Genomic DNA, 13,834 nt, shown 5'->3' with positions numbered 1-13,834 from the left:
GCTCCATGCAGAACGACAACAAAAACACGCTGATGTTCATTGTCAGCGCGTTCGTGATCCTGATCGGGTACCAGTTCTTCATCCTGGGTCCGCAGCAGAAGCGCGCCGAGATCGAGGCGCGCGCCAAGAAGGCCGCCCAGGTCCAGGCCGCGACGCAGCCGGGCGTGACCCTGGACGCCAACGGCAATCCGGCCCCGCTGCGCCTGTCGCGCGACGCCGCCAAGGCTCAGAGCCCGCGCATCGTGGTCGACACTCCGACCCTGTCGGGTTCGATCGCCCTGAAGGGCGGCCGCATCGACGACCTGTTCCTGCGCAAGTACGCCGAGACCACCGACAAGGGCTCACCGCCGGTCGAGCTGTTCCGCCCCGAGGGCGCCGAGCACGCCTGGTTCGCCGATTTCGGCTGGGCCGGCGCCAACCTGCCGGGCCTGCCCGACAGCCGCACCGTCTGGACCGCCGCGCCGGGCCAGGTGCTGCGTCCCAATTCTCCCGTCACCCTGACCTATGACAACGGCATGGGCCTGACCTTCACCCGTGTGATCGGCGTGGACGACCAGGCGATGTTCACCGTCACCGACAGCGTCAAGAACAACGGGACCGCCGCCTTCCAGTTGGCCCCCTACGCCACCGTCCAGCGCCAGGGCATCACCGACCACCTGGGCAAGACCCAGATCGTCCACGAAGGCGCCATCGGTGTGCTGGGCTCCGGCAAGGACCAGAAGCTGGAGGTGGCCAAGTACGGCAAGTGGAAGAAGGACAAGCCGCTCTCGACCTTCGACTCGGTCGGCGGCTGGGCCGGCATCACCGACAAGTACTGGCTGGCGGCCCTGATCCCCAACCAGGACCAGACCATCAAGGCCCAGTACCGCGTCACCCAGGCCGGCGGCGCCGACATCTACGACGTCAACTTCGTCGGCCCGACCCAGGCCCTGAACCCGGGCGCCACCCTGACCCAGAAGACCCGCCTGTTCGCCGGCGCCAAGACCGTGCCGCTGCTGCGCAAGTACGAATACAACGGCCAGGCGCCCGCCTGGTGGAAGTTCTGGGATAACAGCAAGGCCGAGATCCCGCGCTTCGACTGGGCCGTGGACTGGGGCATGTTCAGCTTCTTCACGCGCCCGATCTTCAACATCCTGGAGATCTTCTATCGTATGGTCGGCAACTTCGGCCTGGCCATCATGGCGCTGACCGTCCTGCTCAAGCTCATCCTCTATCCGATGGCGGACAAGAGCTATGAGAGCATGGCCAAGATCAAGAAGATCTCCCCCGAGGTCGAGAAGCTGAAGGCCAAGCACAAGGACGATCCCGCCAAACAGCAGCAGGAGATGATGGCCCTGTACGCCAAGGAGAAGATCAACCCGATGATGGGCTGCCTGCCCATGCTGGTGCAGATCCCGGTCTTCTATTCGCTGTACAAGGTGCTGACCGTCACCATCGAGATGCGCCACGCGCCGTTCTTCGGCTGGATCCACGACCTGTCCGCGCGCGACCCGACGACGATCTTCAACCTGTTCGGCCTGATCCCCTGGGACCCGGCCCACGCCCCGCTGATCGGCGCCTTCCTGTCGACCACCCTGCACATCGGCGTCTGGCCGCTGCTGTACGGCTTCACCATGTGGCTGACGACGGCGATGAACCCGCCGGCGGGCGACCCGATGCAACAGCGGATCTTCCAGCTGTTCCCGATCGTCTTCACCTTCACCCTGTCGCAGTTCGCCGTGGGCCTGGTGATCTACTGGTGCTGGAGCAACGTCCTGACCATCATCCAGCAATACATCATCATGCGCCGCTACAAGGTCGAGAACCCGATCGACAAGATCATCGCCCGCTTGCAGGGCAAACCTGCTAACGCCACCTGATGAGCGACGAACCCAACCTTCCCGCCGAGCTTCCGAGCGTCCTGTCGGGCGCGGCCGACTTCACGGACGAGCAGATCGAGACGGCGCGGGTGTTCTTCGCCCAGCCGGTCTCGTTCATCATGGGCGCGGTGCGCATGGACGCCATGCCCGCCGCGGATCTGCCGGAAGTGGCCTTCGCCGGCCGCTCCAACGTCGGCAAGTCCAGCCTGATCAACGGCCTGGTCGGCCAGAAGTACCTGGCCCGCGCCTCGAACGAGCCGGGCCGCACGCGGGAGATCAACTTCTTCCTGCTGGCCGAGCAGGTGCGCCTGGTCGACCTGCCCGGCTACGGCTTCGCCCGCGTTTCGCGCTCGATCGCCGACAAGTTCCAGGACCTGGGCCGGGCCTATCTGCGCGGCCGGCCGAACCTGAAGCGCGTCTATGTGCTGATCGACGCCCGCCATGGCCTCAAGAAGGTCGACCTCGAGGCCCTGGACGCCCTGGATACGGCGGCGGTCTCGTACCAGATCGTCCTGACCAAGGCCGACAAGATCAAGCCGCACGAGGTCGACAAGGTCGTGGCCGAGACGCTGAAGGCGATCTCCAAGCGCGCCGCCGCCTTCCCGCGCGTGCTGGCCACCTCGTCCGAAAAGGGCCTGGGCATGCCGGAGCTGCGGGCCGAGATCGTCCGGTTGTGTATCGACGAGTGAGACAACAATAATCCGATCTCCCCGGCGAAGGCCGGGGCCCAGATCGAGCCCACGAGCGCGTTGGAAGCCGATGAGGCGGATGGCGCGCTCACCCAAGCCGGTCCGGATAGATCTGGGCCCCGGCCTTCGCCGGGGAAATCGGAATTTGGGGATATGTTTGGACGGTTAACCCTGCGCTAGGCTTCGGCCGCCAGAACCGCCCGCTTTCTAGTTTCGAAAGTCCGCCGCCCATGACCCGCCACGAACTCAAGACCTGGCCTAAATACTTCGCCGCCGTGCGCTCGGGCCAGAAGCGCTTCGAGATCCGCCGCAACGACCGTGACTTCAAGGTCGGCGACATCCTGGTGCTGCGCGAGTTCGATCCGGAGGACGACGCCTATACCGGCCAGAGCGAAGAGCGCCAGATCACCTTCCTGCTGTCGGAGGAGGATTATGGCGGCGTGATCCACGGCTTCGTGGCCATCGGCTTCGGCGAGGTTCCTCCGCACCCGGACGCCGCCGCCGAGGTCACCGTCGAGAGCCTGGCGACCTGGCACGAGACCGCCGCCTCCAACGCGGCCCTGCGCGCCCAGGGGGCCCGCAAGGTCTCGGAGAGCTACGCGGCGAGCAACATGGGCGTCGCGGCCGAGCGCCAAGGCGCCGTGGCCGACCTGGCCGCCGCCGAAGCCGGCTTCCATGCCGCGGCGGCGCGGATCGTCCGCAAGAGCTGATCGCCGAGCACCAGACAGAGAAAAGCCGCCGAGGTCACCCTCGGCGGCTTTTCTTTTGTCCGGAGAGACGAAGCCTACGCGGCTTCGCGAACCACGGCCGGGAACACGTCGTCCATGCGCAGATAGGTGATCAGGCGGTTTTCCATCGAGATGATGGCCTGGATGTAGCGCAGCTCTTCCACGCCGACATCGGGGGCCGGCTGCAGGCTGTCGCGCGGCACGGTGAAGGTTTCCGACACGGCGTCGACCAGGATGCCGGCCAGGCGATCCTGGCACTCGACCACCACGATCACGTGGCGGGTCTCGGGGATGGTGACGCCCAGGCCCAGGCGGTTGCGCAGGTCGATGACCGGCATGATCGCGCCGCGCAGGTTGATGACGCCACGCATATAGGCCGGCGCGTGCGGGATCGGGGTGGCCGGGGTCCAGCCGCGGATTTCGCGGACCGTCTTCACGTCGATGCAGAATTCCTGCTCGCCGATGCAGAACGAGATCAGCTCCAGCGCGGGCGCGGTGTTGTCGGTCATGCGATATCCCCGGGTCGAATTCAGCGGTCCCGGGGCGGCGTGTTCGACGCGCTCTCGGGCTCCTGCCTACAAGAGCCCGAATGGCCTTTAACAACCGTTAAGGCTGAGCTCGAAGGGGCGCGCCGGATTGTCGCGCCCCCTCAAACCGAGTCCCTACGGCTCCGACAGGCCCTCGTCGCCGTCGTCCGACAGGTTGAACTCGTACCAGACGCCGTTCAGCACGCCGAAGGCGACCGCGAGGCCAAGGCCGAGGATCCAGGTGAAGTACCACATGACTTTCTAGCTCCTCAGTACAGGTCGGGGTTGGTGGCGAGGGCGCCGGTCGTGCTGCGGCCCCACAGCACCTTGTAGACCCAGGCAGTGTAGATCAGGACCAGCGGCAGAAAGATCAACGTCACGATCAGCATGATGAACAGGGTCATGTGGCTGGACGAGGCGTTCCACACCGTCAGGCTGGAGCGCGGATCAAAGCTGCTGGGCAGGATGAACGGGAACATCGACAGACCCACGGTGGCGATGATGCCGACGGCCGAGGCGGACGAGCCGCTGAACGCCGCCCAGGCCTTGTTGAACCGCAGGCCATAGAGGGCCAGGGCCGCGCCCACGAAGCCCAGAACCGGGGCGATGACCATCCAGCCATGGCGGCCATAGTTGTCGAGCCAGGCGCCCGGAGCCCGCACGGCGGCGGCGCCGCGCAGCGGGTTGGACGGACCAGCCGCGTCGGCCAAGCCCTCGATCCGGAAGCCCAGGCCGCCAAACGCCACCCAGAAGCCGCCGGCCGCGAACAGCACGATGCTGGCCAGGGCCGCGATCTCGCCGAACAGGCGGGCGCGCTCGGTGACCGGCCCTTCCTCGGCCTTGATGGTCAGCCACGCCGCGCCGTGCAGCACCAGCATCGAGACCGACAGCAGACCGCACACCAGGGCGAAAGGCGAGAACAGACCGATGAAGGCGCCCTCGTAGAAGGCCCGCAGGTCGCTATCCAGGCGGAAGGGCGCGCCTTGCAGCACATTGCCCATGGCCACGCCGAACACCAGCACCGGCACGAAGCCGCCGACGAACAGACCCCAGTCCCAGAACGCCCTCCACTTCGGATTCGGCCGCTTGGAGCGATACTTGAAGCCCACCGGTCGCATGATCATCGCCGCCAGGACCAGGAACATCGCCAGATAGAAGCCCGAGAAGCTGATGGCGTAGACGAACGGCCAGGCCGCGAAGATCGCGCCCCCGCCCAGGATGAACCACACCTGGTTGCCTTCCCAGGTCGCGCCGACGGTGTTGATGACCATCCGGCGTTCCTGGTCGGTCTTGGCGACGAAGGGCAGCAGCGCTCCGACGCCCATGTCGAAGCCATCGGTCAAGGCGAAGCCGATCAGGAGGATCCCGACCAGAGCCCACCAGATGACGCGAAGCGTGGCGAAATCGACGGGGATATCCATGATTCAGCGCTCCTTTAAGCGACGGCCGGTTCGGCTTCGACGGATCCGTCGAGCACCGACTCATGCGGGGCGAAGGGACCCTTCTTGACGGTCCTGATGATCAGGCCGATCTCGACCACGGCCAGCGCGCCGTACAGAAGGGTGAAGGCCGCGATGCTGGTCAGCAGTTGCGGGACGGACAGGCTGGAGGCGCCCAGGAAGGTCGGCAGCACGCCGTCCACCGCCCAGGGCTGCCGGCCGACCTCAGCCAGCAACCAGCCAAGCTCGGTCGAGATCCACGGCAGCGGGATGGCCGCCACGGCGATGACCAGGAACCACTTGGTGTCGTGCTTACGCAGGGTGACCAGGAGGAAGGCCGTGGCGAACAGGGCGATCATCAGGAAGCCGATCCCGGCCATGATCCGGAACGCCCAGAACATCACCGGCACCGGCGGCACGGTGTCCCAGGCCGCCTTCTGGATCAGCTCGGGCGAGGCCTGGCGCGGGTCGGCGACATAGCGCTTCAGCAGCAGGGCGTAGCCCAGGTCGCGGCGGTGCGCCTCGAAGGTGGCGCGGGCGGTGATGTCCTTGGGGTTGGCCTTCAGGGCCTCGACCGCGCCATAGGCGACGACGCCGGACTCGATGCGGTCCTGCGCCTTGGCGACCAGCTGGAAGATGCCCTCCACCGGCGTGTCGAAGCTGCGGGTGGCGATCAGGCCCAGGACATAGGGGATCTTGACCTCGTAGTGGGTCTTGCGCTCCTTCAGGTCCGGTATGCCGAAGGCGGTCAGGCCGGCCGGGGCGGGCTCGGTCTCCCACATGGCTTCCAGCGCCGCCAGCTTCATCTTCTGGTTGTCGGTCAGGGCGTAGCCGCTCTCGTCGCCCAGCACGACCACCGACAGCGAGGCGGCCAGGCCGAAGGCGGCGGCGACGGTCATCGAGCGCTTGGCCACGCCCGCGTACTTGCCCTTCAGAAGATACAGCGCCGAGATCCCCAGAACGAACACGGCGGCGATCACATAGCCGGCGCTGACCGTGTGCACGAACTTGGCCTGAGCCACCGGGTTGAACAGCACGTCGCGGAAGCTGGAGACTTCCATGCGCATGGTGTCGGGATTGAAGGCCGCGCCGATCGGGTTCTGCATCCAGCCGTTGGCGACCAGGATCCACAGGGCCGACAGATTGGTGCCCAGACCGACCATGAAGGTCACGAACAGGTGGCCGACGGGCTTGAGCTTGTCCCAGCCGAAGAACATCAGCCCGACGAAGGTGGCTTCCATGAAGAAGGCCATCAGCCCTTCGATCGCCAATGGGGCGCCGAAGATGTCGCCGACATAGTGCGAGTAGTACGACCAGTTCATGCCGAACTGGAATTCCATGGTGATGCCGGTGGCCACGCCGAGCACGAAATTGATGCCGAACAGCGCGCCCCAGAAGCGGGTGGTGGTCCGCCAGATCGGCCGTTTGGTCATCACATAGATGCTCTCCATGATGACCAGCATGATGCTGAGCCCCAACGTCAGGGGCACGAACAGAAAATGGTACAAGGCGGTCAGCGCGAACTGCAGTCGCGATAGATCAATGACGGCGGGGTCCATGGACAGCTCCCAAACGAACGGCCGATGATCACGCCGTTCGAGGACTTTCCCCTAGACCGCCGCGACCGCCCACTCCTTGATCGGGATCAAGGCTCGCGGACCAAACCAGCCTACACTCAACCCATGGGCGCCGACATAGTGCAGATTGATGGTTCCGTTGAACCAAGGACGTGGCTCGAGCAGGCCGGCCGGCGCGGCGGGTCCGCGATGGGCCGCGCGCGGACGTTCGTACTGCTGGACGGCCTGGCCGCGATCGGCTTCGCCGCGGGGCTGGCGTTCAGCGTCGATGCGATAGCCAGCCAGCGCGGAACGCTGGCTCTGAGCCTATCCCTGCTGGCGATCGTCGTGGCCGGGGCCCTGCGAGGCTGGCTGGCCCGCGCGGCGGGTGAAGCGGGCGCGCGGGCCGCCGCCCAGGTCAAGGCCGCCGCGCGCGCCGATCTGGCCCGTTCCGTGTTCGCCGGCCCGCGTCGCCCGATGGGCCAGGCCGTCACCGCCCTGGTCGAGGGCGTCGAGGCGCTGGACGGGCACTTCGCCCGCTTCCTGCCCGCGCGGCTGTCGGCCGCCGTGCTGCCGCTGGTGATGATCGCCGTGGCCGCGATCGCCAGCCCGATCTGCGCCGGCATTCTGCTGGCAACGCTCATTCCCTTCATCGCCGCCATGATCCTGTCCGGCACGGCCGCCGCCGCCGAGAGCCGCGCCCAGTTCCTGGCCCTGGAGCGCCTGTCGGGCCTGTTCCTCGACCGCGTCCGCGCCCTGCCGGTGGTCCTGGCTTTCCAGGCCGAGGGGACGACGACCGCCGCCCTGCGCCGCTCGGCCTCCGAGCTGGCCGAGCGCACCATCCGCGTGCTGCGCGTGGCCTTCATCTCCTCGGCGGCGCTGGAGTTCTTCGCGGCCCTGTCGGTGGCGCTGGTGGCGGTCTATTGCGGCTTCAATCTGCTGCGCCTGCTGCCGTTCCCGGTCCCCGAGACCCTTGATCTGAAGCGCGCCTTCTTCGTCCTGGCCCTGGCGCCGGAGATCTACGCCCCGATGCGCCGCCTGGCCGCGGCCTATCACGACCGCCAGGCCGCCGAGGCGGCTTCGGCCAGTCTCGCGACATTCAAGCTCCCGGCCGCCAGGCCCGCCACGACGCCGCTGACCCAGGCCCCCACCATCCGCTTCGAGAGCGTCACCGTCCGCTATGCCGACACCGACACCCCCGCGCTGGACGCCTTCGACCTCACCGCCGAGGCCGGAACCATCACCGCCCTCGTGGGCCCCAGCGGCGCGGGCAAGAGCTCGCTGCTGAACCTGCTGCTGGATCTCGCGCCCCTGACCGGCGGGAAAATCCTGATCGACGGCGCCGCGCCCCGCGCCGCCGACATCGCCTGGGCCGGCCAGTCGCCGCTGATCCTGCCCGCCTCGATCGCCGACAACATCGCCCTCTCCCGCCGCGACGCGACCCGCGCCGACATCGAGGCGGCGGCCAGGGCTGTCGGCCTGGCCCTCGACCGCCCCGGCGGCCTCGACTTCGTGCTCGACGAGCGCGGCAGCGGTCTGTCCGGCGGCGAGCGGCGGCGGCTGTCCCTGGCCCGCGCCCTGCTCAAGCCCGCCCCGATCCTGCTGCTGGACGAGCCGACGGCCAATCTCGACGCGCTCGCGGAGGAGCGGATGCTGGCCGCCATCCGCGTGGCCGCCAAGGGCCGCACGACCCTGATCGCCACCCACTCCGAGGCCGTCGCCGCCCTCGCCGACCAAGTGATCCGCCTTTGACCAGCCCCCTAGACGACCTGATCCGCGCCCAGAAACGCCAGCGCGCCGGCGCCCTGCGGCTGGCGATCGCCAGCGCCGTGGTCGTGGGCGGAGCCTCGACGATCCTGCTGGGACTGTCCGGCTGGTTCATCGTCGCCAGCGCCGCCGCCGGCCTGGCGGGGCTGGCCGCGGCCCATGCCTTCAACGTGCTGATCCCCAGCGCGATGATCAGGCTGCTGGCCATCCTGCGCACCGCCGCCCGCTATGGCGAGCGCCTGAGCGGCCACGCCGCCGCCCTGCGCGCCCTGGCCGCCATCCGCCCGGCGGTGTTCGAGAGCCTGGCGGCCGCCCCGCCGTCCCAGTCGCTGACCCTGTCGCGCGGCGAGGCTTCCGCCCGCCTAGTGCAGGACGTCGACGCGATCGAGACCCGCTTCGTCCGTCTTTCCGCCCCCTGGAGCGCGGTCGCCGGCCTGGGCTCGGGCCTAGTGATGGCCGCCCTGGCCGGCTGGCTCCCGGCCGTCCTGATTCTGCTGGCCGCCGGCGCCGCGATCCTGATCGCCCGCGCCCTGGCCAAGCGCTTTTCCACGCCCGCCCGCGCCGCCATTCAAACCAAGGTCGGAGCGCTGAAGGAGACCACCGCCGCCCTCGTCGCCGCTTCGGCCGAGCTGCGCGCCTACGGCCTGGACGCCTGGGCCGGCGAGGCGTTGAACGCCAAGGCCGCCGAGCTCGACGCCGCGCGGCTGGCCGCCGCCCGCGCCCAGGGCCTGATCCTGATGAGCCAGGCCACGCTCCTCGGCGTCGCGGTCGCCGCCGCCATCGCCAGCGCCGCCCCGGCCGGCGCGCCTCTGGCCGCCCTGGCGGGCCTGGCCGCCGCCATGAGCGTCGACGCCCTGGCCGGCCTGGCCCACGCCTTCGACCAGGACGGCGCGGCGCGCGAGGCTCGGGACCGGCTGGACGCGATCCTGCGGCATCGCCCTCAGGCGATCACGCCGAAGCCGGAGACGCCGCCCAGCGTGACCATCCTCGGCCAGACCCTGCGTCCCGGCGAACGTCTGGCAGTCGTCGGCCCGTCCGGCTGCGGCAAGACCAGCGCCATCGAGGCCTTGCTGGGCCTGCGCGGCCAAGCCGTCCTCCCCCGCTCGACCTTCGCCTGGCTGCCACAGGACGCCGGCCTGGTGGCCGGCACGGTGCGCGACAACCTTCGCCTGGCCGCGCCCAAGGCGACCGACGCGCAGCTGTGGGAGGCCCTGGAAGCCGCCGCCCTCGCCGACCGCATCCGCGCCGCGCCGCGGGGTCTGGACGCCTATCTCGGTGACGACGGCGAGCGCCTGTCCGGCGGCGAGCGGCGGCGCCTGGCCCTGGCGCGGGCCTATCTGCGGGACGCGCCGTGGCTGCTGCTGGACGAGCCCACCGAGGGCCTTGATGCGGCGACCGAGATGATGGTCGTGGAGCGGCTGCGAGAACGTCTGGACCGCACCGGCCAGGGCCTGGTGCTGGTCAGCCATCGCGCGGCGCCGGCGGCGATCTGCGGGCGGCGGCTGGAGATGAATGCAAACAAAAACCCGATCTCCCCGGCGAACGCCGGGGCCCAGATCGAACTCACCAAAGTTTGAGGATTGGACGCGAGCGCTGTCGCGAAAACCCTAAGGGCTCCGGATGAATCTGGGCCCCGGCGTTCGCCGGGGAAATCGGGCTTTGGGGGAACTCCCAGCTCGACTTGGGATCCCCTACTTCATGTTCACGCGGATGTAGGTCACGAACAGCACCACGGCGAACGCCGAGAACGCCGCGATCACCAGACCCAGGTACGCCATTTGCCCGTCAGACATTCGAACGCTCCGATTGCTTGGAACGTCCAGCCTCCGACCTACGCAATAACCGCGCCTTGACCTGGCTCAAACCCGTCCGGCTATAAGGACTTCGAGACTGAGAACACCCATGAAGCCAGCCCGGGGCCTGTCCTCGACGCTCTATAGCGATCCACATCCCACCGCCTACCTGGCCGCCCTCGCGGCGGTGATGGCGACGGCGGTGGCGCGCCTGTACCTGCCGGCGGCGTTCACCGCGCCCTCGTCGTTCCTGCTGTTCGTGCCGGCGGTGCTGGTCAGCGCCGCGCTCGGCGGCCTGGGCCCCGGCGCCTTCGCCACCACCTTCGCCTGGGCCAGCGTCTGGTGGGTGACGCGCGAGATCCCGTTCAACCTGGTCAGCGGCCTGTGCGCGGCGATCTTCCTGTCGGTCGGCTTCGGCATGGCCGTGGGCGGCGGCTGGTTCCACGCCGCGCGGCGGCGCGAGGCGGCGGTCAACGACCACCTGCGTTCGATCCTCGACACCGTGCCCGACGGGGTGGTGGTCATCGACCGCGACGGCCTGATGACCTCGTTCAGTCCCGCAGCAGAGCGGATGTTCGGCTGGACCGCCGCCGAGGTTCTCGGCAAGAACGTCGGCTTGCTGATGCCCGAGCCGCATGCGACCGCCCACGACGACCATATCCAGCGCTACCACCGCACCGGCGACAAGCGGATCATCGGCGTCGGCCGCGTCGTGGTCGGCCTGCGCAAGGACGGCTCGACCTTCCCGATGGAGCTGGCGGTCGGCGAGACCAAGGGGCCGATGCCCTCCTATACCGGCTTCATCCGCGACCTGACCCAGAGCCAGGAGACCGAGACCCGCCTGCAGGAGCTGCAGAACGAGCTGGTCCACGTCTCGCGACTGACGGCCATGGGCGAGATGGCCTCGACCCTGGCCCACGAGCTGAACCAGCCGCTGTCGGCCATCGCCAACCTCCTGACCGGCTCGCGCCGCCTGATCGACCGGGGCCGCGAGGCCGACCAGGCCAAGGTCCGCGACGCCATCGACCGCGCCGCCGCCCAGGCGCTGCGGGCCGGCGAGGTGATCCACCGCATGCGCGACTTCGTCCGCCGCGGGGCCAGCGAGCGGGTCGACGAGAGCCTGTCCAAGCTGATCGAGGAGGCTTCGGCCCTGGCCCTGATCGGCGAGCGCGACCGCCAGGTCGATGTGCGCCTCTCCCTGGATCCGGCGGCGGACGCCGTCTATGCCGACCGGGTCCAGGTGCAGCAGGTGCTGCTGAACCTGATCCGCAACGGCATCGACGCCATGCAGGAGAACGGCGCGCGGCGGAAGGCGCTGACCATCACCAGCGCCGTGACCGACCAGGGCTGGTCGCAGGTCAGCGTCGCCGACACCGGCCCCGGCATCGCGCCCGAGGTGCTGGAGCGCCTGTTCCAGCCCTTCATGACCACCAAGCCGCAGGGCATGGGGGTGGGCCTGTCGATCTCGCGTTCGATCATCGAGGCCCATGGCGGCCGCATCTGGGCCGAGGCCAATCCCGGCGGCGGGGCGCTGTTCCGCTTCACCCTGCCGCCCGCCGATCATAAGAAGGAAACCGTCGATGAGTGAGGCCCCCCTGGCGACCCCGACCGCCGTCGTGCACGTGGTCGACGACGACGAGAGCGCCCGCGAGTCTCTGGCCTTCCTGCTGGAGTCCGCCGACTTCGAGGTCGTCGCCTACGCCAGCGCCCCGGCCTTCCTCGAGGCTTTGCCAGACGCCAAGCCGGGTGTGGTGATCACCGACGTGCGCATGCCGGAGATGAGCGGCCAGGAGCTGGTCGCGCGCCTGGCGGCCCTGAAGGTCAAGATGCCGATCGTGATGATCACCGGCCACGGCGACATCCCGATGGCCGTCGAGGCCATGCGTTCGGGTGTCGTGGACTTCATCGAGAAGCCGTTCTCGGACGCCCGCATGCTGGATGCGCTCGGTCGCGCCATCAAGGCCGCCGAGGCCGCCCCGGTCACCGACGACCAGGCCGCCATCCTGCATCGCCTGGAAACCCTGTCCGAACGCGAACGCCAGGTGCTGGACGGCGTCGTCGCCGGCCACGCCAACAAGGTCATCGCCCGCGAACTGGGCATCAGTCCGCGTACGGTGGAGATCTATCGGGCCAAGCTGATGACCAAGATGCAGGCCGACAACCTGGCGGCGCTGGTGCGGATGACGCTGTCGGTGCGGGGGCAGACCTAGGGCCCTGTAGCGTTGGATGGAATCATCCGAAGCGCAAAGGGCTCCAGATGCTCCTGTCCGCTTCGCTACGGCCGCGATAACAGGCTTTGGTTGAATTTCAGGACTTCGCTCAGCCTCACGCTCAACGCATCCCCCAGCAGCGGCTTCTCCACCAGCGACACGCCGCGCACGCCTCGCCGCAGCAGCCGCTCCGCATCGCCGGTCAGCACGATCGTCGGGCTCTCCCCCACGGCCGGCCAGTCCTCTCGATCATCGTCGATGACCACCGCCGCGGCCGGTCTCCCATCCGGCCGCGTTCCCACCGCATAACCCTCGGTCTCCAGCGAGAAGCGCAGCGCCTCGCGCAGGGGCTCGTCCTCGACGAGCAGCAGGATGAGGGGACGATCCGACATGGCGTCATCTTGCCTGGACACCTGTCCGCGCGGGTTGATCCGCCTCAAACACTCGCCACCCGCACGCCCGCGTAAGGGGGTTTCCTTAGGCGCGGCTCCCGAATATCGCGGCGTCGGGAATAGGCGCATGACCCCACTATCAGAAGGGTCTTTCCATGCTGTCTCCGCTTCGCATCGACGCCGCTCCGGGCGCCCTCGATTCCGTGTTGGCCATTCCGGGCGCCTGCTCGCGCTTCTCGCGCGACGAGGAGATTTTCGGCGAGGGCGAGGCCGCCGACTATGTCTACCAAGTCGTCACCGGCGCGGTGCGGACCTACCGCATCCTGCGCGACGGTCGCCGCCAGATCGACGACTTCCACTTCGCTGGCGAGTATTTCGGCCTGGAGATGGCAGATGCTCACCGCATCACGGCCGAGGCCCTGACCGACGCCAGCATCCGGATGATCCGGCGCGGGGCGCTCAGCGATCTGGCCGCGACGCGCAGCGACGCCGCCCGGGCTCTGTTCCGCCTGACCGCCGAGGTCCTGCAGCGCAGCCAGGACCACGTGCTGATGCTGGGCCGTCGCTCGGCCCAGGAGCGGGTTGTCGGCCTGCTGCTGGACATCGCTGAACGCACTCACGCCCGCGCCGAGCTGAACGTGCCGATGGGCCGCCAGGACATGGCCGACTATCTGGGCCTGACGATCGAGACGGTGTCGCGGACACTGACGGCCTTGCAGGACGAGGGTCTGATCGCCCTGCCCAGCGTGCGGTGCGTGGTGCTGCAGGATCGTCGGGCGCTGGAGCGGATGGTCGATTGATCACCAGCAACGCAACCAAGCTCTTGTCATCCCGGAAGCCTCGCAGAGGCTGTCCGGGATGACAAGAATTAGGA

The 13,834-nt window shown here is 68.5% G+C and carries 13 protein-coding genes; 8 read left to right on the top strand and 5 right to left on the bottom strand.

Annotated features, from left to right (window positions below):
- Positions 1-5: 5 nt before the first annotated feature.
- The 3 genes from yidC to AC07R7_RS07190 all read left to right on the top strand — a co-directional run bounded on the left by yidC (position 6) and on the right by AC07R7_RS07190 (position 3,258).
- The gene (yidC, locus tag AC07R7_RS07200) at positions 6-1,859 is read left to right on the top strand and encodes a membrane protein insertase YidC (protein WP_494634657.1); all 1,854 of its coding nucleotides are present in this window, start codon (positions 6-8) and stop codon (positions 1,857-1,859) included.
- The gene (gene yihA, locus AC07R7_RS07195) at positions 1,859-2,548 is read left to right on the top strand and encodes a ribosome biogenesis GTP-binding protein YihA/YsxC (protein WP_494634656.1); all 690 of its coding nucleotides are present in this window, start codon (positions 1,859-1,861) and stop codon (positions 2,546-2,548) included. The genes yidC and yihA overlap by 1 nt, the downstream gene beginning before the upstream one ends.
- Before the next feature lie 230 nt (positions 2,549-2,778).
- A complete protein-coding gene (locus AC07R7_RS07190) occupies positions 2,779-3,258 on the top strand; it encodes an ASCH/PUA domain-containing protein (RefSeq protein ID WP_492886276.1) in 480 nt (159 codons plus the stop codon).
- Between the two features lie 74 nt (positions 3,259-3,332).
- Here AC07R7_RS07190 and AC07R7_RS07185 read toward each other — a convergent pair whose 3' ends face one another.
- The 4 genes from AC07R7_RS07185 to AC07R7_RS07170 form a co-directional block, all read right to left on the bottom strand.
- Entirely contained in the window at positions 3,333-3,785 is a 453-nt protein-coding gene (locus AC07R7_RS07185; protein ID WP_125155460.1) for a chemotaxis protein CheW, read from the bottom strand.
- 153 nt (positions 3,786-3,938) lie between these two features.
- Positions 3,939-4,058, bottom strand: a complete 120-nt coding sequence (gene cydX, locus AC07R7_RS07180; protein WP_035043223.1) for a cytochrome bd-I oxidase subunit CydX — start codon at positions 4,056-4,058, stop codon at positions 3,939-3,941.
- 14 nt (positions 4,059-4,072) lie between these two features.
- Positions 4,073-5,224: a cytochrome d ubiquinol oxidase subunit II gene (gene cydB / locus AC07R7_RS07175; protein WP_494634655.1), complete on the bottom strand. Its 1,152-nt coding sequence runs from the start codon at positions 5,222-5,224 to the stop codon at positions 4,073-4,075.
- Positions 5,225-5,238: 14 nt separating this feature from the next.
- Positions 5,239-6,801 carry a cytochrome ubiquinol oxidase subunit I gene (locus AC07R7_RS07170; RefSeq protein WP_494634654.1) on the bottom strand — a complete coding sequence of 521 codons (1,563 nt, stop codon included), beginning with the start codon at positions 6,799-6,801 and terminating at the stop codon, positions 5,239-5,241.
- A 123-nt stretch (positions 6,802-6,924) separates the two neighbouring features.
- Here AC07R7_RS07170 and cydD point away from each other — a divergent pair, with 123 nt between their 5' ends.
- The 4 genes from cydD to fixJ all read left to right on the top strand — a co-directional run bounded on the left by cydD (position 6,925) and on the right by fixJ (position 12,568).
- Positions 6,925-8,550 carry a thiol reductant ABC exporter subunit CydD gene (gene cydD, locus AC07R7_RS07165; protein ID WP_494634653.1) on the top strand — a complete coding sequence of 542 codons (1,626 nt, stop codon included), beginning with the start codon at positions 6,925-6,927 and terminating at the stop codon, positions 8,548-8,550.
- Entirely contained in the window at positions 8,547-10,142 is a 1,596-nt protein-coding gene (locus AC07R7_RS07160) for an ATP-binding cassette domain-containing protein (protein ID WP_494634652.1), read from the top strand. The genes cydD and AC07R7_RS07160 overlap by 4 nt, the downstream gene beginning before the upstream one ends.
- A gap of 325 nt (positions 10,143-10,467) precedes the next feature.
- Positions 10,468-11,946, top strand: coding sequence for a PAS domain S-box protein (locus AC07R7_RS07155; RefSeq protein WP_492886284.1), 1,479 nt, complete (start codon positions 10,468-10,470; stop codon positions 11,944-11,946).
- Positions 11,939-12,568 carry a response regulator FixJ gene (gene fixJ, locus AC07R7_RS07150; protein WP_492837165.1) on the top strand — a complete coding sequence of 210 codons (630 nt, stop codon included), beginning with the start codon at positions 11,939-11,941 and terminating at the stop codon, positions 12,566-12,568. The genes AC07R7_RS07155 and fixJ overlap by 8 nt, the downstream gene beginning before the upstream one ends.
- Positions 12,569-12,633: 65 nt before the next feature.
- On the opposite strand, the gene fixT is transcribed toward fixJ, so the two are convergent.
- Positions 12,634-12,960: an oxygen-responsive sensory/signaling system negative regulator FixT gene (gene fixT / locus AC07R7_RS07145; protein WP_492837166.1), complete on the bottom strand. Its 327-nt coding sequence runs from the start codon at positions 12,958-12,960 to the stop codon at positions 12,634-12,636.
- A 155-nt stretch (positions 12,961-13,115) separates the two neighbouring features.
- Between fixT and fixK the strand changes: the two genes are divergently transcribed.
- The gene (gene fixK, locus AC07R7_RS07140; RefSeq protein WP_492837167.1) at positions 13,116-13,760 is read left to right on the top strand and encodes a transcriptional regulator FixK; all 645 of its coding nucleotides are present in this window, start codon (positions 13,116-13,118) and stop codon (positions 13,758-13,760) included.
- Positions 13,761-13,834: the final 74 nt, after the last annotated feature.

The sequence above is a fragment of the Caulobacter sp. GW821-FHT05F04 genome (genome assembly GCF_059419665.1).
Note: the sequence above shows the minus strand (reverse complement) of the source record. Positions and strands in the feature narration are given on the sequence as shown.

Bases quoted from the DNA above. Each gene is read 5' to 3' on its own strand.
- yidC (WP_494634657.1), top strand. From the start codon at position 6: ATGCAGAACGACAACAAAAACACGCTGATGTTCATTGTCAGCGCGTTC.
- yihA (WP_494634656.1), top strand. From the start codon at position 1,859: ATGAGCGACGAACCCAACCTTCCCGCCGAGCTTCCGAGCGTCCTGTCG.
- AC07R7_RS07190 (WP_492886276.1), top strand. From the start codon at position 2,779: ATGACCCGCCACGAACTCAAGACCTGGCCTAAATACTTCGCCGCCGTG.
- AC07R7_RS07185 (WP_125155460.1), bottom strand. From the start codon at position 3,785: ATGACCGACAACACCGCGCCCGCGCTGGAGCTGATCTCGTTCTGCATC.
- cydX (WP_035043223.1), bottom strand. From the start codon at position 4,058: ATGTGGTACTTCACCTGGATCCTCGGCCTTGGCCTCGCGGTCGCCTTC.
- cydB (WP_494634655.1), bottom strand. From the start codon at position 5,224: ATGGATATCCCCGTCGATTTCGCCACGCTTCGCGTCATCTGGTGGGCT.
- AC07R7_RS07170 (WP_494634654.1), bottom strand. From the start codon at position 6,801: ATGGACCCCGCCGTCATTGATCTATCGCGACTGCAGTTCGCGCTGACC.
- cydD (WP_494634653.1), top strand. From the start codon at position 6,925: ATGGGCGCCGACATAGTGCAGATTGATGGTTCCGTTGAACCAAGGACG.
- AC07R7_RS07155 (WP_492886284.1), top strand. From the start codon at position 10,468: ATGAAGCCAGCCCGGGGCCTGTCCTCGACGCTCTATAGCGATCCACAT.
- fixJ (WP_492837165.1), top strand. From the start codon at position 11,939: ATGAGTGAGGCCCCCCTGGCGACCCCGACCGCCGTCGTGCACGTGGTC.
- fixT (WP_492837166.1), bottom strand. From the start codon at position 12,960: ATGTCGGATCGTCCCCTCATCCTGCTGCTCGTCGAGGACGAGCCCCTG.
- fixK (WP_492837167.1), top strand. From the start codon at position 13,116: ATGCTGTCTCCGCTTCGCATCGACGCCGCTCCGGGCGCCCTCGATTCC.